Raw genomic sequence first — 20,414 nt, forward strand, 5'->3', positions numbered from 1 at the left:
ATTTAACCTACCATATTATTAAGTTGCAGAAGCGGCTGTAATATTGACAGCACGATGAATAAAACAATCGTCGCCATGGAGACCACCAGCGCCGGTTCAAATACCGAGAGCGTTAACGTAATACGATGCTGTAGCGCCGACTCCTGGTTTTCCGCCGCGCGGTCCATTAAGTTGCCTAACTCGCCGCTCTCTTCGCCGGAGGCAATCATGTACAGCATGGTGGGCGGGAATAATTTCGCCTGCTCCAGCGCGGCATAGAGCGAGGCCCCCTGACGCACGGTATCCGCCGCCTGCTCCAGCACCTGCCGGGCGTAGAGGTTTTCGATACCGTCCATCGCGATATACATCCCTTCAAGCAGCGGCACGCTGCTCGCCTGCAGGATGCTGAGCGTGCGGATATAGCGGGCGCTGTTGATCGCGCACACCAGCTTTTTAATCGGCGAGCCGTTCACCAGCCAGCTGTGCCAGCGAAAACGGTTTTTGGCGTTTCTGAGCCAGGTCTTAAAACCAACAAACCCGCCGCCGAGGATCCCCACGATGTAGATCCCGTACGCCTGCAGGAAATCGCTCACCGCAATCAGCGTGCGGGTGGTGATCGACAGCTGCTGCTTCATGTGGGTGAACTGCTCGATCACCTGCGGCACCACCGCCACCAGCAGAATGCTGATGACCGCGATGGCGACCACGGTGAGGGTAATCGGGTAGACCATCGCCTGCGTCAGCTTGCTCTTCATCTTCTGGCGCTGCTCGTTGTACTCCGCCAGCTTCTCCAGCACGTCGCCCAGGTGGCCGGTTTTTTCACCGGCCATCACCAGCGTGCAGTAGAGCTTGTCAAAGGTGCGCGGGAACTGGCTGAAGGCGTCGAACAGGGTGTGACCTTCCACCACCTTCTCGCGGATCTCCACCACCATTGCCGCCAGCTTTTTGTCTTCCGTTTGCTTCGAGATCGCTTTCAGCGCGCTCTCGAGCGGCAGTGCGGCGTTGACCAGCGTGGAGAGCTGACGGGTAAACATCGACAGCACCGGCGTGGAGAGCCTGGCTCCGGTTTTTGCTTTTCCGGCAGACGCCGCTTCACGGGTTTCGCTGATGCTGACGGGCATCAGCTTTTGCTCGCGCAACATCTGGCGAACCTGCTTTTGCCCCTCGGCCTGCAGCGTGCCGCGCTGGGTTTTGCCTGCGACATCCGTCGCCGTCCAGGCGTAGAAGGCCATTACGCATCCCCCCCGCGCTCGGCGGTCACACGCATCACCTCTTCCAGCGAGGTGACGCCACTAATCACCTTCAGCAGCCCGTTTTCGCGCAGGCTGTAGGCCTGCTTAAAGAGCTGCGTTTCAATGGACATTTCGTCTTTATCTTCATGAATGGCGCGGCGCATGGCGCTGTCCACCACCAGGAACTCGTGAATACCGGCACGGCCCTGATAGCCGCTCTGGCGGCAGTGTTCACAGCCCACCGCGCGGTAAATGGCTTTTGGCGGCGCGTCCATAAAGCTGAACAGCGCTTTTTCATTGGCATCCAGCGGACTGGTGGTCCGGCAGTGCGTACACAGCCGACGCACCAGACGCTGGGCAATGACACCGAGCAACGATGAACCGATTAAAAAGGACTCCAGCCCCATGTCCCGCAGACGCGTAATCGCCCCGGCGGCGCTGTTGGTGTGCAGCGTAGACATGACCAGGTGACCGGTGAGCGACGCCTGTACCGCAATTTGCGCGGTTTCACCGTCACGAATTTCCCCGATCATCACCACGTCCGGGTCCTGACGCAGAATAGCGCGCAGCCCGCGGGCAAAGGTCATGTCCACGCGCGGGTTAACCTGCGTCTGCCCCACCCCTTCCAGCTCATATTCGATCGGGTCTTCCACGGTCAGGATGTTGCGTTCGTGACCGTTCAGCGCCGAAAGAATGGCGTACAGGGTGGTACTTTTACCGGAGCCTGTCGGCCCGGTGACCAGGATAATGCCGTGCGGGCGCTCAATCAGCCCTTTTAACTTCTCCAGCTCTTCATCGATCAGGCCCAGCTTGTTGATGTCGGGCTTGAGATTGCTTTTATCGAGCAGGCGCATGACCACGCGCTCGCCGTACTGGGACGGAATGGTCGAGACGCGCACGTCGATCGCCTTGCGGCCAATGCGCAGTGAGATACGGCCATCCTGCGGCAGACGTTTTTCGGCAATGTCGAGTTTCGACATCACCTTGATACGCGACACCAGCAGCGGGGCGAGCTTACGCGCCGGTTGCAGCACCGGGCGCAGCACGCCGTCAACGCGGAAGCGAATGCTCAGCGTGCGCTCGAAGGTTTCGATATGGATATCCGACGCGCCGTCCTTAACCGCCTCGCCGAGAATGGCGTTGATCAGGCGGATCACCGGCGAGTTTTCGTCGTTATCAAGCAGATCTTCGTTATCCGGGATCTCCTCGGTTAACGCCATCAGGTCGATATCCGCATCCATGTCGTCCACCAGCTGCTGTGAAACGCCGCTGCTCTGCTGCCAGATTTTGGCCAGCATCTCGTCAAACGCTTCCGGCGTCACAGTAACCGGGACGAACGCGCGGCCCAACACCCGGCGCACTTCCAGCAGTGCTAACGCCGGGGTGTCCTCACGGATATAGACGTCATTGTTGTAAAGCAGAACGCCGTTATCTTTTGCGTAGCTGCTGCTACACAGTGTTTTACTCAGTTCGTCCACGTTGCCCCTCCGCCTTACTCTTTAAACGGATTGCGTGTCGCGCGGGTTTTCACCGGTGCGGCGTGAGGGCTTGCTGAAGGAAACGCGGGAAGGACGGCATTGTCGCTCGGCTCAACAATACCGAGCTTTTTCTCTTCCACGCGCTGCATCTGGCGCACCCGGATCTGGTCATATTTCTCTTTCGAGGCCGCGCTGTAGTTGTCGTCGTCACGCAGGACGGTGGTATGAATGAACACCATCAGGTTGCGCTTGGAGGTATCCTGGGAGGTGTAGCGGAACAGCTGACCGACCAGCGGGATATCGCCGAGCAGCGGCACTTTGGACACGGACTGTTTGGTCACATTTTCCATCAGACCGCCAAGCACCACCGTCTGGCCACTGTGGACCATCACTTCGTTATTGATCGTGCGCGTATTGAAGGTTGGGCCGAGGCTGGAGTCTTCCGTCGCGCTGTTGTCGACGCTGGAGACTTCCTGCTCAATCTTCAGATGGATCATGTCGCCATCGTTAATCTGCGGCACAATTTTCAGCTTGGTACCGACCGTCTTACGCTCAACGGAGTTAAAGACGTTATCGCCGCTGGTGGTTTGCGAACCGGAAAGTACCGGCACATCCTGGCCCACGTTGAACGACGCTTCTTTGTTATCCAGCGTGACCACGCTTGGCGTGGAGAGGATGTCATTTTTGCCGTCGGTGGAAAGCGCAGTCACCAGCGCACCAAAATCACCGTTAAAGAAGCCGGTCGCCAGGCCAGTGAAGCTCGCCCCTTTCATGGTGCCATTTTTAATCTGGCTGATTGGCAGGCCGGTGGAGCCGAACTGCACGCCGCCGTGCTTGCTGGTCCACTGCACGCCGAGATCCAGGCCGTTCCCGTCCTGCACTTCCGCGATGATGGCTTCCACCAGCACCTGCGGACGACGGATGTCCAGCTTGTCGATCACCTTCTCAAGGGAGTTCATCACGTTAGGCTGGGCGGTAATCACCAGCGAGTTGGTTGCTTCGTCGGCGGTAATGTTCAGATCGCTGGACGCTGGCGCGGTTTTCGACTTCGGCGCGCCGGCCTTGTCCTTCAGCTGCTCGCCGATGCCGGTGAGTACCGGCACCACCTTGGTGGCGCTGGCATACTTGAGATAGAAGACGCGGGTATTCCCCTCGTTGTTCTGCTCGCGATCCAGCTGATGGATCAGGGAGCGGGTCCGCGCGCGCGCATCTTCCGAACCGCTGATCACCAGGCTGTTGGTTTCGTCATCGGCCACCACTTTGGTCGCCAGCTGCGGCGCGTTCTGCCCTTTCTGCTCTTCGTTGTTGAGGTTATTCAACATCTCCGAGAGCTCTTTGGCGGACGCAAAGCGCAGCGGCACGATTTCACGACGCTGAATACCGTCTTTGTCCACGCGCTGAACCAGATCCACCAGGCGGTTCACCACCGAGGCTTTACCGGTTAGCAGCAGGACGTTGGACGGCTCAAAGTGGACCACGTTACCGATGCCGGTGGCATCGTTGAGCTGACGCAGCAGCGGCGCCAGCTCGCGAACAGGCACGTTTTCCATGCGCACGACGCGGGTGATGATCTCGTCGCCTTTGCCCGGATTTTTACCGTCGGCCAGCGGCGCACCGGCGGTGCGGGCAATGCTCGAGCGCACCACTTTAACCATGCCGTTATCCATCGGGATCACCGACAGGCCGTACAGGTCCAGCACGCTCAGGAAAAACTGGTAATATTCGTCTTCCGTCAACACGTTATAGGTTCTGACCGACACCGTGCCCTGAACGGACGGGTCGACCAGAATGGTTTTGTTCAGATTGCGGCCTACCGTATCAATAAATTCGCGGATATCGGTGTTTTTAAAGCTGGCGCTAAAGTTAGCTGCGAGCAGCGAACTGGAATATAACGACAATGCGGTCAGCGCCACGCACGCCCAAGGAAATTTCTTCATGTCTGTACACTTGTTAATTGTTTAGAACATTGACCCGAATATTTTCAAGGTGAGCGTGACGTCTGACGACGACCTCCGCTTCTTTCATTTTCGACCAGTTGGCAATAATATCTTTTGCCTTTTTTGCATCGGTCATATCGACAGAATTGACTTTTACCGCCACATCACCTTTTTCCAGACCGGCATGACTGTAGAAGTCAGAGGCATTCCTTGGATTAATGTTGTAGCCTTCCAGCTGGCCCTTTTCGATAAGTGGCTTTAACACCAGATAATCATCCAGATGCACGCTTTCAGCACCAGCATCTTTCGTCGATTGGGTTACCGGGCCGCTGTCAACGCCGCCCTTAAAATAGTCAGGTTTATTTAACGCCAGTACCTGCGTAGCACCTTCGTAATTAACCACCACATTGTCTTTGTTTATTTCCTGAATAAAGGCATCGTTAAAACCGGTCAGCGCTTCGCCTTCGCGATAGCTCTTTTGACCACCCGGCGTTTTGATCACGGCGAAGGACAACCAGGCATCGTCGCTGCGGACGATCCCCTCAATTTCGGCAGCGAGCGGGGCTTTTCCGGCCGCTGGCAGGTTGTCCTGACGCACGGCGGCGGTGAAAAGTGAAAATGTCTTTTCTTCCTGACGTTTTTTTTGCGGTTTCGCCGCTGCGTTCGCGAGTTTATTCGTCACTTTTTTATAATCTTTAAAAATGACGTAGCCTTGCTGACCGCAAAAAATCAGCAATACAAACATAATACAGGGCGTTATCCACCGTGAAAAAAGTGAGAGCCTCATTATTCATCTGGCCTTTAGCAAAGCGGAAATAAGCAGCGTCATGCTGCGCCAATATGTGACATAAATAGTAATTAGCGGCCTGACAATCGACCACCTGCTTCGCCGTTAACTTTGATAAAGAAAAAGATTGACCGTCAAAAAAACCAGTGTTAGAGGAAGCCGACAGGTTATTTTTACCCTGCCCGTAAATTGACCATGACGCACCCTTGCCGTACTTTTCTGGACCATTGCTATTCATGCCCAGAGACGGTAAGTCGTTATGTATCAGAGTCATTTTAAATTTAATCACCCGCCTTTTCGAAAAATTACCCGCGCCTCGGGCGATTTCTTCGTGCCGTATCACCAGGATATTTTCAACCTGCTGAAAGAGAAAACCCAACAGGCGGGGATTATTGGGCTCTTTGCAGACGATGCCCCGCTGCTGGGCCAGTTCAGCGACGCCCTGAAATCCGCAACCCCTGACGTTATTGCCATCAACGCGTTTCCAAAACTGAGTGCCAGTAGCCTGCTGTATAAACTCAACCCGGGAACGAAAGAGAGCAAAAACCGGCTTCAGGCGGTGGATGCCATCCTGCACCAGTGGCAGGGGGGGAAAAGCAGGACGAAAGTGCTGGTGATTAGCCATACCGATGCCATGAAAGAGACCTGTCGGGAGGTGCTGGCTCTGCTGCTGACGCGCGCGCAGGAGCTGGAGTTTCGTCTGTCCGTCGTACTGATGGGTGCAGCGGATCGGGAAGCCGTTCTGATGCAGCAGTCTGAACTGCGTGAATATGCGCATACCTGCCACACCCTGCGCCCCCTTACCTGCCGGGAGTTTCTCAGCTACGTTCAGGCGCAGTGTGAAACGCACGGGTGTGAGCACTCGCCGTTGACCCCGGCGCGCGTGCGTAAAATGCATGCGCTGACCAAAGGGAATATCAGCAAGCTGAACGAGCTGGCGCACCTGTCGATGCTCGCCGCCTGGACCGAACGCGCAGAACAGGTTAGCCCGCGTCATCTGCGCCTGGCGGCCGGTGAGATCCTGCCTGCGAAAAAACACGGTATGCGCCTGGCTACCGTGGGGCTGTTCGCCTCCGTGCTGTTCGCTGCCTGCGGCTGGTATTTGACCTCCTCGATCGGAGCAAGACTTCCGATTCAACTGCCGGTGCCCGCGAGCTGGAAACAGCAGACGCCCATCGAGCAGGCGCCGGTGGTGCCGGCTATCGACAACGAGGTGGTTAATCAGCCGGATGCAATGCATCAGCTCTATCTGATGTGGGGGTATGACGCCTCGGCGGACGATGCCCTGTGCCAGAACGCCGCGAAGGTGAACCTGATGTGTAAGCAGGGAAATGCCTCACCGGACGCGCTGGCACAGGAAGGGTATCCGTGGGTGAGTGAACTGAAAACCGGCAACCACCTTAACTATGCCGTGGTCGCCCGCGTCGGGGATAACTCACTCGACCTGCTGATGAATAACCGCACCTGGCAGGTAAGCCGTCACTGGTTTAACCAGCATGCCACCGGCAATTATACCCAGCTGCACCGCCTGACGCCGGAAGGCAAAGACGTCATCAGCGCCGCCAGCGATGCGAAGGACATGGGGTGGCTGGATCAGCAGCTGAGCCAGGCCCTTGCCGAGCCGGAAACCCACGCTCAAACCTGGACGACGGAGATGATGAAACGTACCCGCGAGTTCCAGCAAAAAATGCATCTGCGCGTCGACGGTATCCCGGGTGAGGAGACGCTGATGCAGTTGATGCGCGACACTAACACCACGCCGAGCGTGCTGCTTCAGACCCCCCATGCCGCACCGGACGCGAAAACGCAGGAGAAGCATTCCTAATGTCTACCATCTGTCTTGCGGCTCAGCGCAGCTACGTTTCCGGGGAGGCGGTCTGGTTTTCGTACCGCATTCCCCGCCTGAGAAAAATCGCTTCTAACGCCTTTTTAGGAATAGTAAGCCTCTGCGTCATGCTGATGGCGGGGCTGTACGCCCACGTATACTGGCAACTGCGCCACCCTGCGCCGGAGCCGGTAAAAAAAGTGAACGTGGCGAAGCCCGAGACGCAGCTTTCCGATATGCACTACGTGTACGTGAGCAAGCCGTTCCCGCATCCGCACCCGAAACCCGTCCCGGTGCAGGCCGACGTCCCTGCCATGCAGGATCTGCCGATTAACAGCGACGACGCCGACTGGCAGCAGATGCCTGACGGCACGGTGCCGCACGATACCTCGCGGGATACCCTCCCCGGAACGGAAGCGCACGACGATGCCGTCTCCCCCCGCACGGAGGGTGACGACGCATCATTAACCGAACTGTTTAAGCAGGCGTTAAAAGAACAAGAGCAGGATTATTCGCAAGGGAAAATACCCGCACCGCCGGTTGACGAAACGCAGGATAATACTCAGGCGGGCGCATTACATAAAGAAAGTTCCCGGTCTCCATTAAGTAAAAAGGGAGACCGGCTGGAATAGTTAATATTTTTCAGGCAGGTTGGTGATATTAAGGAGTCGACCCTTTTCCACCACAATGTATTGACCTTTTTTCAGATCGGAGAGGATTTTTATAATCGTACTGCGTGCCAGGCTGGTGTATTCCTGAATATAATCATAAACATTAATATCGCGTTGATGATGTACAATCAGTTCATTAATTTCCAGCAAAAATTCGCGCACGACAGAATAGGCGCTGCGGGCAACCAGCACGTCATCGCGCTTGCTCAGGAGACAGATATACCAGGCCAGCACCTTGGTGAGTTCAGGCCACAAGCCTTTCTCGGTCATCAGTTGAGAGAAAACGCTTTTCGGAATCGAACGCACCACGGTATTCGAGCGGACCAGGCCATACATATGGGACGAATGATAAAAAATGGAAGAGAGTCCAAAAATGCACTGCCCCTGCAGGGCGAACAAGCAGAGCTCGTCGGATTCGCGGCGGAATTCCACTTCACCGCTGACGATAATATGAATAAATTCATTATCGACGGTGGAAATTTTTTGCCATTTCTTTAACGATTTTTCTTCAAATCCTTCCGTTGCGGAAATGATTTTTTCTATTTCATGATGAGGACGTAATTTTCTGCCGTAAATGCTTAACATTGTTATACCCGAATTAAGATGTAAATTTTAGATAAAAAATGGCCACGGTGGAACCACCGAAACTATTCGTATAAACCTGATAAAAAACTTCAAGGAGAAGTGATAATAAAAATCACTGTGCAGGTGTTATTTTTTATAAATACTTAGCAAGCTATACGTCTATCTTAAATGAGGGTACTTTTAAGTCAATTAACTAAAAATGAATTGAGAATGTACTTAAGATTAATCTCAAAAAAACTAAGGTAATACGGCCTGGTCAGGGGCAGCCCTGAGGACTACCCTTGCCCGTACTTCTCTAAAAGCGCCTCGGCGATGGCCAGGGTTTCTACGTCAGCCACGCCGTTCCACAGCGCGGGGCGGAAGTGCATTTGAAACGCGCTGATCACCCTCTTCTGCTGCTGTTCCGTGGCGTTGTCCGGCACCTCGTAGCCATAGCGTTTCAGCACATCAAGCAGCGCACCGCGCTCGACCTCCTGATAGCGCGGTCGCCCGTTAAGATAGAACGCCACGCGCGCGGGATCGGGCCAGGCTCCTATCCCCTGCTGCGCCAGCTGCTGCCACGGAAACAGCGGGCCGGGATCGTCTTTACGCTGAGGGGCTATGTCGGCATGGGCAACCACGTTCTGCGGCTGAATGTCATAGCGGGCAATAATGTCCCTGGCAAGCGGGATCAGCGCTGCAATCTGCGCAGGCGCAAACGGGGTAAAGGTTTTCACGCCGTCACGCGTTTGCCAGCCGCGGTTCTCGAGCTCAATCCCCACGGACGTATCATTAATCCGGTTGGTGCCGCGCCAGAAGCTAATGCCCGCATGCCAGGCCAGCTCGCTCTCGGGAACCAGCTGCCAGATGCGCGGCTTGCCGTCCGGCGCCGGGGGGGTGGCAGGGATCAAATAGTGAGAGCTAACGTTTTTATCCGTCAGCGTGGCCAGCGAGCTGTCAAAATCATCCGCGGTGTAGTGGATCACCAGCACCTTGATGCGCGGGTAAGCCGCCTGCGCCTGATGACGCGTATCCAGCTCGTAGGCACCTTTATCGATAATCCCCTTTTCCGTAACGCATCCTGCCAGCAGCAGCGCCAGCAGGAGCGTGGCAAACGCACGCCTCATCGCAGGGTTTTCACCGCCGTACCGCTTACGCTCACCATCAGCATGCTGCCGTCTTTCCCGACCGTTTCGTAGTCAATATCGATTCCCACGACCGCATCCGCGCCGAGGGCTTCCGCCTGCTCGCCGAGCTCTTTAAAGGCGATTTCGCGTGCTTTGCGCAGCTCTTTTTCGTATGCGCCAGAGCGGCCACCCACGATATCGCGGATACCGGCAAAAAAGTCACGGAAGATATTGGCGCCGAGAATCGCTTCGCCGGTGACCACGCCGCAGTACTCGGTTATTGTCTGTCCTTCCAGGGTTGGCGTTGTTGAAAACTGCATGGTTTCTCTCCTTCTTTAGCGTTCAATGCCTTAGGCACAGCATTATCGGTTCGTTACGCTATGATTGAAAGGATAGTTAATAAATAAGGAAATCAACATGCGCTATTCAGCTTTAACACTTTTAGTGCCCTGCGCGCTGGTGCTCAGCGCCTGTACCACCACGGTCACGCCAGCCTTTAAGGATATCGGTACCCGCAGCGGCCCCTGCATTGAGGGCGGCCCGGACGCCGTGGCGCAGCAGTTCTATGATTACCGCATTCAGCACCGCAGCAACGACCTCACCGGCCTGCGCCCGTATCTGAGCGATGGTCTGGCAAAACTGCTTAACGATGCCACCCGCGATCCGCAGCACAACGCGCTGCTGAAATCCGACCCGTTCTCCAGCCGCACCACGCTGCCGGACAGCGCAGAAGTGGCCAGCGCGTCCACCATTCCGAACACGGATGCCCGTAATATTCCGCTGCGCGTGAAGCTGACGCAGGGCAGCCAAACCTGGCAGGACGAAGTGCTGATGATCCGTGAAGGCCAGTGCTGGGCGGTGGACGACGTACGCTACGTGGGCGGCAGCGTGCATGCCCCGGCCGGCACGCTGCGCCAGTCGATTGAGAACCGCTGATTCATCAGTGATAAAAATGTTACCCCCGTAAAATGTCCGGCATTTCTTGCGGAATGCCGACATTTATACTCGCCGACCTTGCCGTTCGCTATTTTGTGCTATGTTTAAGAGGAAATACGGGTTATATTTAACTTTTAACGCAGAAATATTGCATAACTATTCTGTCAACGGTACTATCTGCGGCCTCAATTGCTATAGATTGCCTGGATGAGTAAAGACTGCCCCGATGAGTATTAAACTAAACGGCATTAACTGCTTCTACGGCGCACACCAGGCGCTGTTTGACATCACGCTGAACTGCCCGGAAGGCGAAACGCTGGTTTTGCTTGGCCCAAGCGGTGCAGGCAAAAGTTCCCTTCTGCGCGTCCTTAATCTGCTTGAAATGCCTCGTTCAGGTACGCTGGCAATTGCCGGTAACCATTTTGATTTCGCAAAGACGCCGTCTGATAAAGCGATTCGCGAGCTGCGTCAAAACGTCGGCATGGTCTTCCAGCAATACAATCTCTGGCCGCACCTGACGGTGCTGCAAAACCTGATTGAAGCCCCGTGCCGCGTGCTGGGGTTAAGCAAGGATCAGGCCATCACGCGTGCCGAAAAGCTGCTGGAGCGTCTGCGCCTCAAGCCCTACAGCGACCGCTACCCGCTGCACCTGTCCGGTGGTCAGCAGCAGCGCGTGGCCATTGCCCGTGCGCTGATGATGGAGCCTGCGGTACTGCTGTTTGATGAACCAACGGCCGCGCTGGACCCGGAAATCACCGCTCAGATCGTCAGCATTATTCGCGAGCTGGCGGAAACCAACATTACGCAGGTTATCGTTACCCACGAAGTGGAAGTGGCGCGTAAAACCGCCAGCCGTGTGGTGTACATGGAAAACGGGTATATCGTTGAGCAAGGTGATGCGAGCTGCTTCGCTAACCCGCAAACCGATGCCTTCAAAAACTATTTATCTCATTGATTGTGTCAGGGGAAATATAATGAAAAAAGTATTACTTGCCGTGCTGCTTGCTGGCGTTACCCTTTCCGCTACCGCAGCTCAGACCATTCGTTTCGCCACGGAAGCCTCTTACCCTCCGTTTGAATCCATTGATGCAAACAACAAAATTGTTGGCTTTGACGTGGACCTGGCTAACGCCCTGTGTAAAGAGATCGATGCGACCTGCACCTTCAGCAACCAGGCGTTCGACAGCCTGATCCCAAGCCTGAAGTTCCGCCGTATCGACGCCGTAATGGCCGGTATGGACATCACCCCGGAGCGTGAAAAGCAGGTGCTGTTCACCACCCCTTACTATGACAACTCTGCCCTGTTCATTGGTCAGAAAGGCAAATTCACCTCTGTCGATCAGCTGAAAGGCAAAAAAGTGGGCGTGCAGAACGGTACCACGCACCAGAAATTCATCATGGATAAGCATCCGGAAATCACCACCGTTCCGTATGACAGCTACCAGAACGCGAAGCTGGATCTGCAGAATGGCCGTATCGACGGCGTATTTGGTGATACCGCTGTCGTGACCGAGTGGCTGAAAGTCAACGACAAGCTGGCACCAGTGGGCGACAAAGTGACCGATAAGGACTACTTCGGTACCGGTCTGGGGATTGCCGTTCGTCAGGGCAACACTGAGCTGCAGCAGAAATTCAACGCTGCGCTGGAAAAAGTGAAGAAAGACGGCACCTACGAAACCATCTACAAAAAATGGTTCCAGAAGTAATTCCTGATGAATGAAATTTTTCCTTTAGCAAGCGCCGCCGGGATGACCGTCGGCCTTGCCGTTTGCGCACTGATTATCGGCCTGGTGCTGGCGATGTTCTTTGCGGTGTGGGAATCCGCGAAATGGTTCCCCGTCGCCTGGACAGGCTCCGCGCTGGTCACCGTGCTGCGTGGGCTACCGGAAATTCTGGTGGTCCTGTTCATCTATTTCGGTTCCTCGCAGCTGCTGCTCACGCTGTCGGACGGCTTCACGATCAATCTCGGCTTTGCGCAGATCCCGGTGCAGATGCAGATTGACAACTTCGACGTCAGCCCGTTCCTGTGCGGCGTCATTGCGCTCTCCCTGCTCTACTCCGCGTACGCGTCGCAAACCCTGCGCGGTGCGCTGAAAGCCGTGCCGCAGGGACAGTGGGAGTCGGGTCAGGCGTTAGGGTTGTCGAAATCCGCCATCTTCTTCCGTCTGGTGATGCCGCAGATGTGGCGTCATGCCCTGCCGGGCCTCGGCAACCAGTGGCTGGTGCTGCTGAAAGATACCGCGCTGGTGAGCCTGATCAGCGTTAACGATCTGATGCTGCAAACCAAAAGCATCGCCACCCGTACCCAGGAGCCGTTTACCTGGTACATTGTGGCGGCGGCAATCTACCTGGTGATCACGTTGCTCAGTCAGTACATCCTCAAGCGTATTGACCTGCGAGCGACGCGCTTTGAACGGAGACCAGGCTGATGCTTGAATACTTTCCCGAGTTGATGAAAGGGCTGCACACCAGCCTGACGCTGACCGTGGCGTCCATTATCGTGGCGCTGATCCTGGCCCTTATTTTCACCATCATCCTGACGCTGAAAACGCCGGTGCTGGTGTGGATTGTGCGTGGCTACATCACCCTGTTTACCGGTACGCCGCTGCTGGTACAGATCTTCCTGATTTACTACGGCCCGGGCCAGTTCCCGTCGCTGCAGGAATATCCGGTTATCTGGCATCTGCTCTCTGAGCCATGGCTGTGTGCCCTGATTGCCCTTTCGCTGAACAGCGCGGCCTATACCACCCAGCTGTTCTTTGGTGCGATCCGCGCCATTCCGGAAGGCCAGTGGCAGTCCTGCGGGGCGCTGGGCATGAGCAAGAAGGACACGCTGGCGATCCTGCTGCCGTACGCCTTTAAGCGCGCGCTCTCCTCCTACTCCAACGAAGTGGTGCTGGTGTTCAAGAGTACCTCTCTAGCCTATACCATCACCCTGATGGAGGTGATGGGACACGGACAGCTGCTGTACGGGCGCACCTATGACGTGATGGTGTTCGGTGCGGCGGGCGTGGTCTATCTGGTGGTGAACGGTCTGCTGACGCTGATGATGCGCCTTATTGAGCGTAAAGCGCTGGCGTTTGAGCGCAGAAATTAACCACGGAAGTGCATAAAACGGTATTCATGGAGCGGGTAACCTGATGGGTTATCCGCTTTTTTTTGTGATTAACATAATACTTAATCATTTTTATTGCATATAAATTCATTAACTGGCATTGTACATCCAGGCCGCAGACACGGCGCATCAATAAGACAGACGGGAGCATTACAATGAAAAAGTTAGTTCTGGCCGCATTACTTGCCACCTTCGCCGCTGGCGCATCCGCTGCGGATAAAATCAATTTCGGCGTCTCCGCCACCTATCCGCCGTTTGAGTCGCTGGATGCCAGCAACCAGATCGTCGGTTTTGATATCGATCTGGCGAAAGCGCTGTGCAAACAGATGCAGGCCGACTGCACCTTTACTAACCATGCTTTTGACAGCCTGATCCCGTCGCTGAAATTCAAAAAATACGACGCGGTGATCTCCGGGATGGACATCACGCCTGAGCGCAGCAAGCAGGTTGCGTTCACCGACCCGTACTACGCCAACTCGGCGGTGGTGATTGCGAAGAAAGGCGCTTATACCTCTTTCGATCAGCTGAAAGGCAAACGCATCGGGATGGAAAACGGCACCACCCATCAGAAGTACCTGCAGGACAAACATCCGGAAGTGAAGACCGTGGCCTATGACAGCTACCAGAACGCGATTATCGACCTGAAAAATGGCCGTATCGACGGCGTCTTCGGCGATACCGCCGTGGTGAACGAATGGCTGAAAACCAACCCGCAGCTGGGCACCGCAACGGAAAAAGTGACCGATCCGCAGTACTTCGGCACGGGCCTCGGCATTGCGGTACGTCCGGATAACAAAGCCCTGCTGGAAAAACTGAACGGCGCGCTGAAAGCGATTAAAGCGGACGGGACGTACCAGAAAATTAGCGAACAGTGGTTCCCGCAGTAATGTCTTTTGCCGGGTGGCGGCTTCGCCTTACCCGGCCTACGGGGGGAGTTGTAGGCCGGGTAAGCGCAGCGCCACCCGGCACTCTCTCACAGCGGCACAAAGAACCTGAACCGTGCCCCTCTCGCCGACTCCATCAGCCTGATCCCGCCGCCGTGCAGCTCCAGCATCCGTTTCACGATTAACAGCCCTAACCCGCCGCGATTCTCCCGCGATGCCTGGGTATTCAACGCCGACGGCCGCTGGAACAGATCGTCGCGCAGCGAGGCATCCACGCCCGCGCCGCTGTCGGACACTTCGACCTGCAGCTGTTCATTTTCCTGCCACACCGCCAGGCGAATTTCTCCGCCGCCAGGCGTATGGCGCATCGCGTTATCCAGCAGGTTGGTCACCACGCGTTCAATCATCGACACATCGGCGTTTACCATCGGCAGCGGCCCCGGCACGTCAATATGCAGATTGACCTCTCGCGTGCGGGCCGTGAGCTCAAACTTCTGCGCCACGTCGGAAATCAGCTCCGCCATTGCGAACCGCTCGCGCTGGGGTTTGATACCGCCGTGTTCAAGGCGCGCCAGCTCAAACAGCTGCTGCGAAAGATGCCGGACTTTTTGCCCCTGACGCAGCGCGGTGGCGAGATACTGCTGATGCTCCTGCGGCGTCAGGGTGGCGGATTTGAGCGACAGGGTTTCGAGATAGCCCAGCAGCGAGGTGAGCGGCGTGCGGAGATCGTGCGAAATATTGGCGATAAACTCACGACGCTGACGATCGCTGTCGGCCAGCCGATCCCACTGTTGGGTGATTTTGCGCGCCAGCTCGATAAAGCTGTTGCGCAGGATCGCCACTTCATCTTTTGCCGCCGCGTCCGGCGTCTGTCCCGCCAGCAGCCTGATGGCGCTTATGCTGTCCTGCTCCAGCCCGGCGACCTCCACCGTCAGCTGTTTGACCGGGCGCGTGACCCAGTACCAGACCAGCAGCCCTGCCAGCAGCCCAAACAGCGCGACCCACAGCAGCGACCACAGGACGGTACTCCACAGCGCCTTGTGCCAGGCCATTTCCGCCAGGGCGTTTGACTCCTCGCCCTGCAAAATAATGTACAGATAGCCTTTTAGCTCGCCGTCCTGCCGCAGCGGCGTGGCGCTAAAGACTTTTTGATTTTGACTGCGCGGATCGTCGCCCAGTACCGGCATGGCGGTGCCGCTCAGGAAGCTCTGCACCGGCGCCAGGTCGATTTTTTGCCGCTGAATATGGCCCGGCGGGGCAGCGTCGGCGAGGATATCGCCGTCCGGGGAGACAACGTACAGCTCAACGCTCGGATTAAAGGTCATCAGCCGGCCAAACAGCGGTTTCAGCGCGCTGCGGTCAACCCTGCCCTGCGCGTCCAGAATCGGTTCGCGCTGGACGATCTGCTGCGCCAGCCCGCCCGATAACCGCTGCACCATCGCATTACCGTACTGCATGCTGCTGTAGAGCTGGACCGCGCAGGCGACGGCGGCGCAGAGCATCATCAGCAGGATGAAGAGCAGCGTCAGACGCTGGCTCAGGCTAAAGCGACGCATCATGCTGCGGCTCCGCAAATTTGTAGCCCTTGCCCCAGACGGTGCGAATGATCTCCGGCTCGGCGGCGTCCTTCTCTATCTTGATGCGCAGGCGGTTGATATGGGTGTTGACGGTGTGCTCGTAGCCTTCGTGCTGGTAGCCCCAGACCTGCTCCAGCAGCGCCAGACGGGAGAACACCTCGCCGGGATGACGGGCAAAGAAGTAGAGCAGCTCGAACTCGCGCGGGGTGAGATCCACCACCTGGCCGTGAAGCAGCACGCTGCGCGCCAGCGGATCGATGGTCAGCCCGTGCGCCTGAATGTGTCCGTCGGTTTGCGCCTGCCCCATCGCCTGCTGGCGACGAAACAGCGCTTTGATCCGCGCAATCAGCTCCTGCACGGAGAACGGTTTTGCCAGATAGTCATCGGCGCCGGTTTCCAGCCCGGTAATGCGGTCGGTTTCGCTGCTGCGGGCGCTGATGATGATCACCGGCAGGTAGCGCGTCATCTGACGAATGCGGCGGCAAATCTCCAGACCGTCAACGTTGGGCAGCATCAGGTCGAGGATCACCGCATCCCACGTCTGGGCGTCAAGACGCTGTAAGGCGTTGCCCCCGTCGGGCTCGTGGGTGATGGCGTAGCCTTCGTCTTCTAAATTGAGTCGCAGAAGCGCCGCGATATCGTGGTCGTCTTCTACCAGCAGGATCTGCTTCATGGGAAAGCCTATATTCATGTCTTATGACGTAAGCTTACCTGATTTCGCCGGGATGAAGAGTTCACATTTTGTTGAACATTGTGCGGGGGTCATGCCGGGTGGCGGCTACGCCATGCCCGGCCTACGGGTTAACAACGTCAACACTTCATAATGCGCGGTGTGCGGGAACATATCGAAAAGCTGAACGCGTTCAACGCGATAGCCCGGCAGTTGAGCGATGTCTTTCGCCATGGTCTGCGCGTTGCAGCTGGAATAGATGATGTATTCCGGCGCCATCTGGCTCAGGTAGTCGCACAGCGCATTCCCGATGCCGCGGCGCGGCGGGTTAACCAGCACCAGTTCCGGCACGTTGCCCTGGCCGGTGGCGAACTGCGTGGAGTCGAGCGCCTGGAAGCGCAGATTCGTTAACCCCAGCTCAGAGGCAGACTGCTTCGCGCAGGCAATCGCTTCGGCAGAGATCTCAATCCCGGTGAGCTGCATCTCCGGCGTGGCGCAGTGCAGGCCAAACCCGCCCACGCCGCAGAACAGATCCCACATATGGTGAACGTTCAACGCACGCACCCAGTCGCGGGCGGTGGCGTACAGGCTGCTTGCCACGGTCGGGTTGGTCTGGAAGAAGCTTTGCGGGCGGATCCACAGCGGCACGCCGTTGAAGCGCTCCGCCAGCGCGTGCTGGTCGGTGAAGAAAATTTCTTTCTCCCCTTCCATAATCGCCATATGCACCGGCTGAATGTTCGCCGTAATGACCTTCAGCTGCGGAAGCTGCGCCTGCAGCCAAGGCAGGGCCGCGCGCAGCTGCTCAAGCTTGGTTTCAGAGCGCAGCACGAAGCGCAGCATCATGCCGCCGTCGATCTGGCTTTCGGTCAGCAGAAGGTATTTCAGCTCGCCGCGCTTGCGGGCCACGTTATAGGGCGTTAACCCCGCCCGGGCAATAAACGGCTTAAGCGCGGCAAAGACCGGTGCAAAGGAGTCGGGATACAGCGGGCAGTCGGTTAAGTCTTCCGGCGTGCCGTCGCGGTGCAGCATTCCCAGCAGCGGTTTTTCTACGCTGCCGCTGACCACCATTTTGGCTTTGTTGCGAAAACCCTGTTCCGGGCCGCTGACGGGTGCGCACCACTCGCCCACCGCGTGTGCTGCCAGCAGCTGTTGCAGGTCGGCCATTTTGGCGGTGAGTTGTTGAGAGACCGGCTGTTCTATCCACTGACAGGAGCGGCAGCGTCCGGCGTCATAGAGTGCGCACTGCATATCAAAACCTTAAGAATCACGAGGGCTGCGATTATACACATTATTGCAGGCGGAAGAACCGCCGACTGGAGGCCGGAACGAAGAGGAGACAGAGCACCAGCATATCCGGCAGCTTTTGCATAAACAGCGCGCGCAGGATCTCACGTTTGGATTCACCGGCAATGCTGAACAGCTCCGGGTAGCCGTAGCCCAGCGAGGCGGCCCACAGATAGCTCGCCGCGGTAATCTGCGTCAGCAGATAGACCCAGCGCGCCCAGTTGCGCCCTTTGACCAGCGAAAACGCGCAGTAAATCTCGATAAACACCAGCACCAGGCTGCTCAAAAAGACCAGCGTCAGATTCCACGTCTGCACGCTGCGGTGAATGAATTCACCGATGCCGCGCACGCCCAGGGTGTTTAAAATCATCAGCACGTCCAGGCAGCGGATCATAATAATGGCGAGCGCCGCCACCTGAACCAGTGCAGGTACGTTAGGACGCGCGTGCGTAATACGTGATTTTTTTAATAATCCCAATGTTTTACTTCCCTGAAAAACAGTGCCGCGTCATGCGCGGCACATCACTGGAAATTTTAAATCCTTCAGCCGCGTCTTGCACGCTGGATATCGCGCACGCGCTGTTTTTCCGCGCGCGCCATCAAATACCAGGCGATAAATCCGACAATTCCGACCACGCCGAGGATGATAGAGGCCAGGGCGTTGATCTCCGGGTTGACCCCCATGCGCACGCTGGAGAAGACCAGCATCGGCAGCGTCGTCGCCCCCGGGCCGGAAACAAAGCTGGCGATCACCAGATCGTCGAGCGACAGGGTAAACGCCAGCAGCCAGCCGGAGATCACCGCCGGCATAATCATCGGCAGCGTGATGATGAAAAAGACCTTCAGCGGCGTCGCGCCGAGATCCATCGCCGCCTCTTCAATGGAGCGATCCAGCTCGCGCAGGCGCGAGGCGATCACCACCGCGACATAGGCGGTACAGAAGGTGACGTGCGCCAGCCAGATGGTGAGCATCCCGCGATCCGCCGGCCAGCCGATGGCGTGCGCCAGGGCCACGAACAGCAGCAGCAGCGCGAGACCGGTGATCACGTCCGGCATAACCAGCGGGGCGGTGATCATAAAGGCGAAGCCGTTCGAACCGCGAAAACGCCCGAAGCGCACCATCACCAGCGCGGCGATCGTGCCCAGCACGGACGCCATGGTCGCCGCCAGCGCCGCAATGGTCAGGCTCAGCCCCACCGCGCTCATCATCGCATCATCGTGGAACAGCTCGCTGTACCAGCGCGTCGACCAGCCGGCCCAGACCGTCACCAGTTTGGAGCTGTTAAACGAGTAGATCACCAGCATCAGCATCGGCGCATACAGGAAGGTAAAGCCGATGACCAGGATCGCAATTCGCCACGGGGAGCGCACTACCGGTAAGTTGTTCATCCGCGATCTCCCATCTGTTTCTGCTGATGCTTGTGGAACCACATGATCGGCACGATCAGCAGCAGCAGCATGACAATCGCCACCGCCGACGCCACCGGCCAGTCGCGGTTATTGAAGAACTCCTGCCACAGCACGCGGCCAATCATGATGCTGTCTGGCCCGCCGAGCAGTTCCGGGATCACAAACTCCCCCACCGCCGGGATAAAGACCAGCATCGACCCGGCGATAATGCCGCCTTTGGTCAGCGGGACAATGACGCTGAAGAACGTTTTTAACGGACGGGCGCCGAGATCGAGCGACGCTTCCACCAGCGAGTAGTCAATACGCGTCAGCGCCGTGTAGATCGGCAGCACCATAAACGGCAGATAGGCGTACACAATGCCAATATAGACCGCGAGGTTGGTGTGCAGGATCGTCAGTGGCTGATCGATAACGCCTAACCACATCAGGAAATTGTTCAGCACGCCGTTGTTTTTCAGGATGCCCATCCAGGCGTAAACGCGGATCAGGAACGAGGTCCACGACGGCAGGATCACCAGCAGCAGCAGGATGTTACGCGTCGACGGCTTGCTGTGCGCCACCGCCCACGCCAGCGGATAGCCCATCACCAGACAGCAGAGCGTCGAGATCGCCGCCACCTGCAGCGACTGCAGATAGGCTTCGAAATAGAGCGGATCGTCGGTGAGCTGCAGGAAGTTACCCAGGTTTAAGGTCAGCGTCAGCTGCCCGTCGGCCCAGTCCAGCAGGTTGGTGTAAGGCGGGATCGCCCGCGCCATTTCCGCCAGGCTTATCTTGAAAACGATCAGGAACGGCAGCAGGAACAGCAGGATCAGCCACACGTATGGCATGGCGATCACCAGCTTGCGGCCGTGCTTCATCTGCATGCGCGTCAGCCAGTGGGCAAAGCCGCCCGGCTTTTCGACGCGGGCTGGAGGTTCAAGTGTACTCATTGGCCGCTC

22 protein-coding genes are annotated in these 20,414 nt (G+C 57.0%); 8 read left to right on the plus strand and 14 right to left on the minus strand.

Annotation, left to right across the window (positions count from 1 at the left end; all coding sequences use genetic code 11):
- Positions 1 to 2: 2 nt before the first annotated feature.
- The 5 genes from gspF to C6A40_RS24900 are packed head-to-tail and all read right to left on the minus strand — an operon-like array spanning position 3 to position 5,687.
- Positions 3 to 1,211, minus strand: a complete 1,209-nt coding sequence (gene gspF, locus C6A40_RS09120; RefSeq protein WP_114191264.1) for a type II secretion system inner membrane protein GspF — start codon at positions 1,209 to 1,211, stop codon at positions 3 to 5.
- Positions 1,211 to 2,689: a type II secretion system ATPase GspE gene (gene gspE, locus C6A40_RS09125; RefSeq protein ID WP_008500020.1), complete on the minus strand. Its 1,479-nt coding sequence runs from the start codon at positions 2,687 to 2,689 to the stop codon at positions 1,211 to 1,213. Before gspE ends, gspF begins: the two co-directional genes overlap by 1 nt.
- A gap of 14 nt (positions 2,690 to 2,703) precedes the next feature.
- Positions 2,704 to 4,626: a type II secretion system secretin GspD gene (gspD, locus tag C6A40_RS09130; protein ID WP_023343662.1), complete on the minus strand. Its 1,923-nt coding sequence runs from the start codon at positions 4,624 to 4,626 to the stop codon at positions 2,704 to 2,706.
- A 13-nt stretch (positions 4,627 to 4,639) separates the two neighbouring features.
- Positions 4,640 to 5,371 carry a type II secretion system protein GspC gene (gene gspC, locus C6A40_RS09135; RefSeq protein ID WP_025912911.1) on the minus strand — a complete coding sequence of 244 codons (732 nt, stop codon included), beginning with the start codon at positions 5,369 to 5,371 and terminating at the stop codon, positions 4,640 to 4,642.
- Positions 5,322 to 5,687, minus strand: coding sequence for a hypothetical protein (locus C6A40_RS24900; RefSeq protein ID WP_126287664.1), 366 nt, complete (start codon positions 5,685 to 5,687; stop codon positions 5,322 to 5,324). Before C6A40_RS24900 ends, gspC begins: the two co-directional genes overlap by 50 nt.
- On the opposite strand from C6A40_RS24900, the gene C6A40_RS09140 reads away from it, so the two are divergent.
- Entirely contained in the window at positions 5,673 to 7,238 is a 1,566-nt protein-coding gene (locus C6A40_RS09140; RefSeq protein ID WP_045334086.1) for an ExeA family protein, read from the plus strand. The genes C6A40_RS24900 and C6A40_RS09140 overlap by 15 nt on opposite strands.
- On the plus strand, positions 7,238 to 7,870 hold the full coding sequence (locus tag C6A40_RS09145; RefSeq protein WP_021240917.1) for a hypothetical protein: 633 nt from the start codon (positions 7,238 to 7,240) through the stop codon (positions 7,868 to 7,870). The genes C6A40_RS09140 and C6A40_RS09145 overlap by 1 nt, the downstream gene beginning before the upstream one ends.
- On the opposite strand, the gene C6A40_RS09150 is transcribed toward C6A40_RS09145, so the two are convergent.
- The 3 genes from C6A40_RS09150 to C6A40_RS09160 form a co-directional block, all read right to left on the minus strand.
- Positions 7,871 to 8,494 (minus strand): helix-turn-helix domain-containing protein, encoded by a 624-nt coding sequence (locus tag C6A40_RS09150; protein ID WP_021240918.1) that lies wholly within the window; start codon positions 8,492 to 8,494, stop codon positions 7,871 to 7,873.
- 275 nt (positions 8,495 to 8,769) lie between these two features.
- On the minus strand, positions 8,770 to 9,600 hold the full coding sequence (locus C6A40_RS09155) for an N-acetylmuramoyl-L-alanine amidase (RefSeq protein ID WP_021240919.1): 831 nt from the start codon (positions 9,598 to 9,600) through the stop codon (positions 8,770 to 8,772).
- Complete coding sequence (locus C6A40_RS09160) at positions 9,597 to 9,920, minus strand: heavy metal-binding domain-containing protein (RefSeq protein WP_008500028.1); 324 nt, start codon at positions 9,918 to 9,920, stop codon at positions 9,597 to 9,599. The genes C6A40_RS09155 and C6A40_RS09160 overlap by 4 nt, the downstream gene beginning before the upstream one ends.
- Positions 9,921 to 10,017: 97 nt before the next feature.
- On the opposite strand from C6A40_RS09160, the gene C6A40_RS09165 reads away from it, so the two are divergent.
- The 6 genes from C6A40_RS09165 to artJ all read left to right on the plus strand — a co-directional run bounded on the left by C6A40_RS09165 (position 10,018) and on the right by artJ (position 14,538).
- Positions 10,018 to 10,536, plus strand: coding sequence for a lipoprotein (locus C6A40_RS09165; RefSeq protein WP_021240920.1), 519 nt, complete (start codon positions 10,018 to 10,020; stop codon positions 10,534 to 10,536).
- A 226-nt stretch (positions 10,537 to 10,762) separates the two neighbouring features.
- The gene (artP, locus tag C6A40_RS09170) at positions 10,763 to 11,491 is read left to right on the plus strand and encodes an arginine ABC transporter ATP-binding protein ArtP (RefSeq protein WP_021240921.1); all 729 of its coding nucleotides are present in this window, start codon (positions 10,763 to 10,765) and stop codon (positions 11,489 to 11,491) included.
- A 19-nt stretch (positions 11,492 to 11,510) separates the two neighbouring features.
- Positions 11,511 to 12,242 (plus strand): arginine ABC transporter substrate-binding protein ArtI, encoded by a 732-nt coding sequence (gene artI, locus C6A40_RS09175; protein ID WP_021240922.1) that lies wholly within the window; start codon positions 11,511 to 11,513, stop codon positions 12,240 to 12,242.
- A 6-nt stretch (positions 12,243 to 12,248) separates the two neighbouring features.
- Entirely contained in the window at positions 12,249 to 12,965 is a 717-nt protein-coding gene (gene artQ, locus C6A40_RS09180) for an arginine ABC transporter permease ArtQ (RefSeq protein WP_008500033.1), read from the plus strand.
- The gene (artM, locus tag C6A40_RS09185) at positions 12,965 to 13,633 is read left to right on the plus strand and encodes an arginine ABC transporter permease ArtM (RefSeq protein WP_008500034.1); all 669 of its coding nucleotides are present in this window, start codon (positions 12,965 to 12,967) and stop codon (positions 13,631 to 13,633) included. The genes artQ and artM overlap by 1 nt, the downstream gene beginning before the upstream one ends.
- 173 nt (positions 13,634 to 13,806) lie before the next feature.
- Positions 13,807 to 14,538, plus strand: coding sequence for an arginine ABC transporter substrate-binding protein ArtJ (gene artJ, locus C6A40_RS09195; RefSeq protein ID WP_021240923.1), 732 nt, complete (start codon positions 13,807 to 13,809; stop codon positions 14,536 to 14,538).
- A gap of 86 nt (positions 14,539 to 14,624) precedes the next feature.
- Here artJ and C6A40_RS09200 read toward each other — a convergent pair whose 3' ends face one another.
- The 6 genes from C6A40_RS09200 to potH form a co-directional block, all read right to left on the minus strand.
- Positions 14,625 to 16,094: a sensor histidine kinase gene (locus C6A40_RS09200; protein ID WP_021240924.1), complete on the minus strand. Its 1,470-nt coding sequence runs from the start codon at positions 16,092 to 16,094 to the stop codon at positions 14,625 to 14,627.
- Positions 16,078 to 16,785, minus strand: a complete 708-nt coding sequence (locus C6A40_RS09205; RefSeq protein ID WP_021240925.1) for a response regulator transcription factor — start codon at positions 16,783 to 16,785, stop codon at positions 16,078 to 16,080. The genes C6A40_RS09200 and C6A40_RS09205 overlap by 17 nt, the downstream gene beginning before the upstream one ends.
- 105 nt (positions 16,786 to 16,890) lie before the next feature.
- Positions 16,891 to 18,030: a 23S rRNA (uracil(747)-C(5))-methyltransferase RlmC gene (gene rlmC, locus C6A40_RS09210; RefSeq protein ID WP_021240926.1), complete on the minus strand. Its 1,140-nt coding sequence runs from the start codon at positions 18,028 to 18,030 to the stop codon at positions 16,891 to 16,893.
- A 40-nt stretch (positions 18,031 to 18,070) separates the two neighbouring features.
- Positions 18,071 to 18,544 (minus strand): YbjO family protein, encoded by a 474-nt coding sequence (locus tag C6A40_RS09215; RefSeq protein ID WP_021240927.1) that lies wholly within the window; start codon positions 18,542 to 18,544, stop codon positions 18,071 to 18,073.
- A gap of 65 nt (positions 18,545 to 18,609) precedes the next feature.
- Entirely contained in the window at positions 18,610 to 19,455 is an 846-nt protein-coding gene (gene potI / locus C6A40_RS09220) for a putrescine ABC transporter permease PotI (protein ID WP_008503447.1), read from the minus strand.
- Positions 19,452 to 20,405, minus strand: a complete 954-nt coding sequence (gene potH, locus C6A40_RS09225) for a putrescine ABC transporter permease PotH (RefSeq protein WP_021240928.1) — start codon at positions 20,403 to 20,405, stop codon at positions 19,452 to 19,454. The genes potI and potH overlap by 4 nt, the downstream gene beginning before the upstream one ends.
- Positions 20,406 to 20,414 lie beyond the last annotated feature (9 nt).

It is taken from the genome of Enterobacter sp. GER_MD16_1505_Eko_090 (assembly GCF_003331015.1).
GTDB lineage: Bacteria > Pseudomonadota > Gammaproteobacteria > Enterobacterales > Enterobacteriaceae > Enterobacter > Enterobacter roggenkampii.

What these genes read in the sequence shown, in the direction of transcription:
- gspF (WP_114191264.1), bottom strand. Translation starts at nt 1,211, where the DNA reads ATGGCCTTCTACGCCTGGACGGCGACGGATGTCGCAGGCAAAACCCAG.
- gspD (WP_023343662.1), bottom strand. Translation starts at nt 4,626, where the DNA reads ATGAAGAAATTTCCTTGGGCGTGCGTGGCGCTGACCGCATTGTCGTTA.
- gspC (WP_025912911.1), bottom strand. Translation starts at nt 5,371, where the DNA reads ATGTTTGTATTGCTGATTTTTTGCGGTCAGCAAGGCTACGTCATTTTT.
- C6A40_RS09140 (WP_045334086.1), top strand. Translation starts at nt 5,673, where the DNA reads ATGTATCAGAGTCATTTTAAATTTAATCACCCGCCTTTTCGAAAAATT.
- C6A40_RS24900 (WP_126287664.1), bottom strand. Translation starts at nt 5,687, where the DNA reads ATGACTCTGATACATAACGACTTACCGTCTCTGGGCATGAATAGCAAT.
- C6A40_RS09145 (WP_021240917.1), top strand. Translation starts at nt 7,238, where the DNA reads ATGTCTACCATCTGTCTTGCGGCTCAGCGCAGCTACGTTTCCGGGGAG.
- C6A40_RS09150 (WP_021240918.1), bottom strand. Translation starts at nt 8,494, where the DNA reads ATGTTAAGCATTTACGGCAGAAAATTACGTCCTCATCATGAAATAGAA.
- C6A40_RS09155 (WP_021240919.1), bottom strand. Translation starts at nt 9,600, where the DNA reads ATGAGGCGTGCGTTTGCCACGCTCCTGCTGGCGCTGCTGCTGGCAGGA.
- C6A40_RS09160 (WP_008500028.1), bottom strand. Translation starts at nt 9,920, where the DNA reads ATGCAGTTTTCAACAACGCCAACCCTGGAAGGACAGACAATAACCGAG.
- C6A40_RS09165 (WP_021240920.1), top strand. Translation starts at nt 10,018, where the DNA reads ATGCGCTATTCAGCTTTAACACTTTTAGTGCCCTGCGCGCTGGTGCTC.
- artP (WP_021240921.1), top strand. Translation starts at nt 10,763, where the DNA reads ATGAGTATTAAACTAAACGGCATTAACTGCTTCTACGGCGCACACCAG.
- artI (WP_021240922.1), top strand. Translation starts at nt 11,511, where the DNA reads ATGAAAAAAGTATTACTTGCCGTGCTGCTTGCTGGCGTTACCCTTTCC.
- artQ (WP_008500033.1), top strand. Translation starts at nt 12,249, where the DNA reads ATGAATGAAATTTTTCCTTTAGCAAGCGCCGCCGGGATGACCGTCGGC.
- artM (WP_008500034.1), top strand. Translation starts at nt 12,965, where the DNA reads ATGCTTGAATACTTTCCCGAGTTGATGAAAGGGCTGCACACCAGCCTG.
- artJ (WP_021240923.1), top strand. Translation starts at nt 13,807, where the DNA reads ATGAAAAAGTTAGTTCTGGCCGCATTACTTGCCACCTTCGCCGCTGGC.
- C6A40_RS09200 (WP_021240924.1), bottom strand. Translation starts at nt 16,094, where the DNA reads ATGATGCGTCGCTTTAGCCTGAGCCAGCGTCTGACGCTGCTCTTCATC.
- C6A40_RS09205 (WP_021240925.1), bottom strand. Translation starts at nt 16,785, where the DNA reads ATGAAGCAGATCCTGCTGGTAGAAGACGACCACGATATCGCGGCGCTT.
- rlmC (WP_021240926.1), bottom strand. Translation starts at nt 18,030, where the DNA reads ATGCAGTGCGCACTCTATGACGCCGGACGCTGCCGCTCCTGTCAGTGG.
- potI (WP_008503447.1), bottom strand. Translation starts at nt 19,455, where the DNA reads ATGAACAACTTACCGGTAGTGCGCTCCCCGTGGCGAATTGCGATCCTG.
- potH (WP_021240928.1), bottom strand. Translation starts at nt 20,405, where the DNA reads ATGAGTACACTTGAACCTCCAGCCCGCGTCGAAAAGCCGGGCGGCTTT.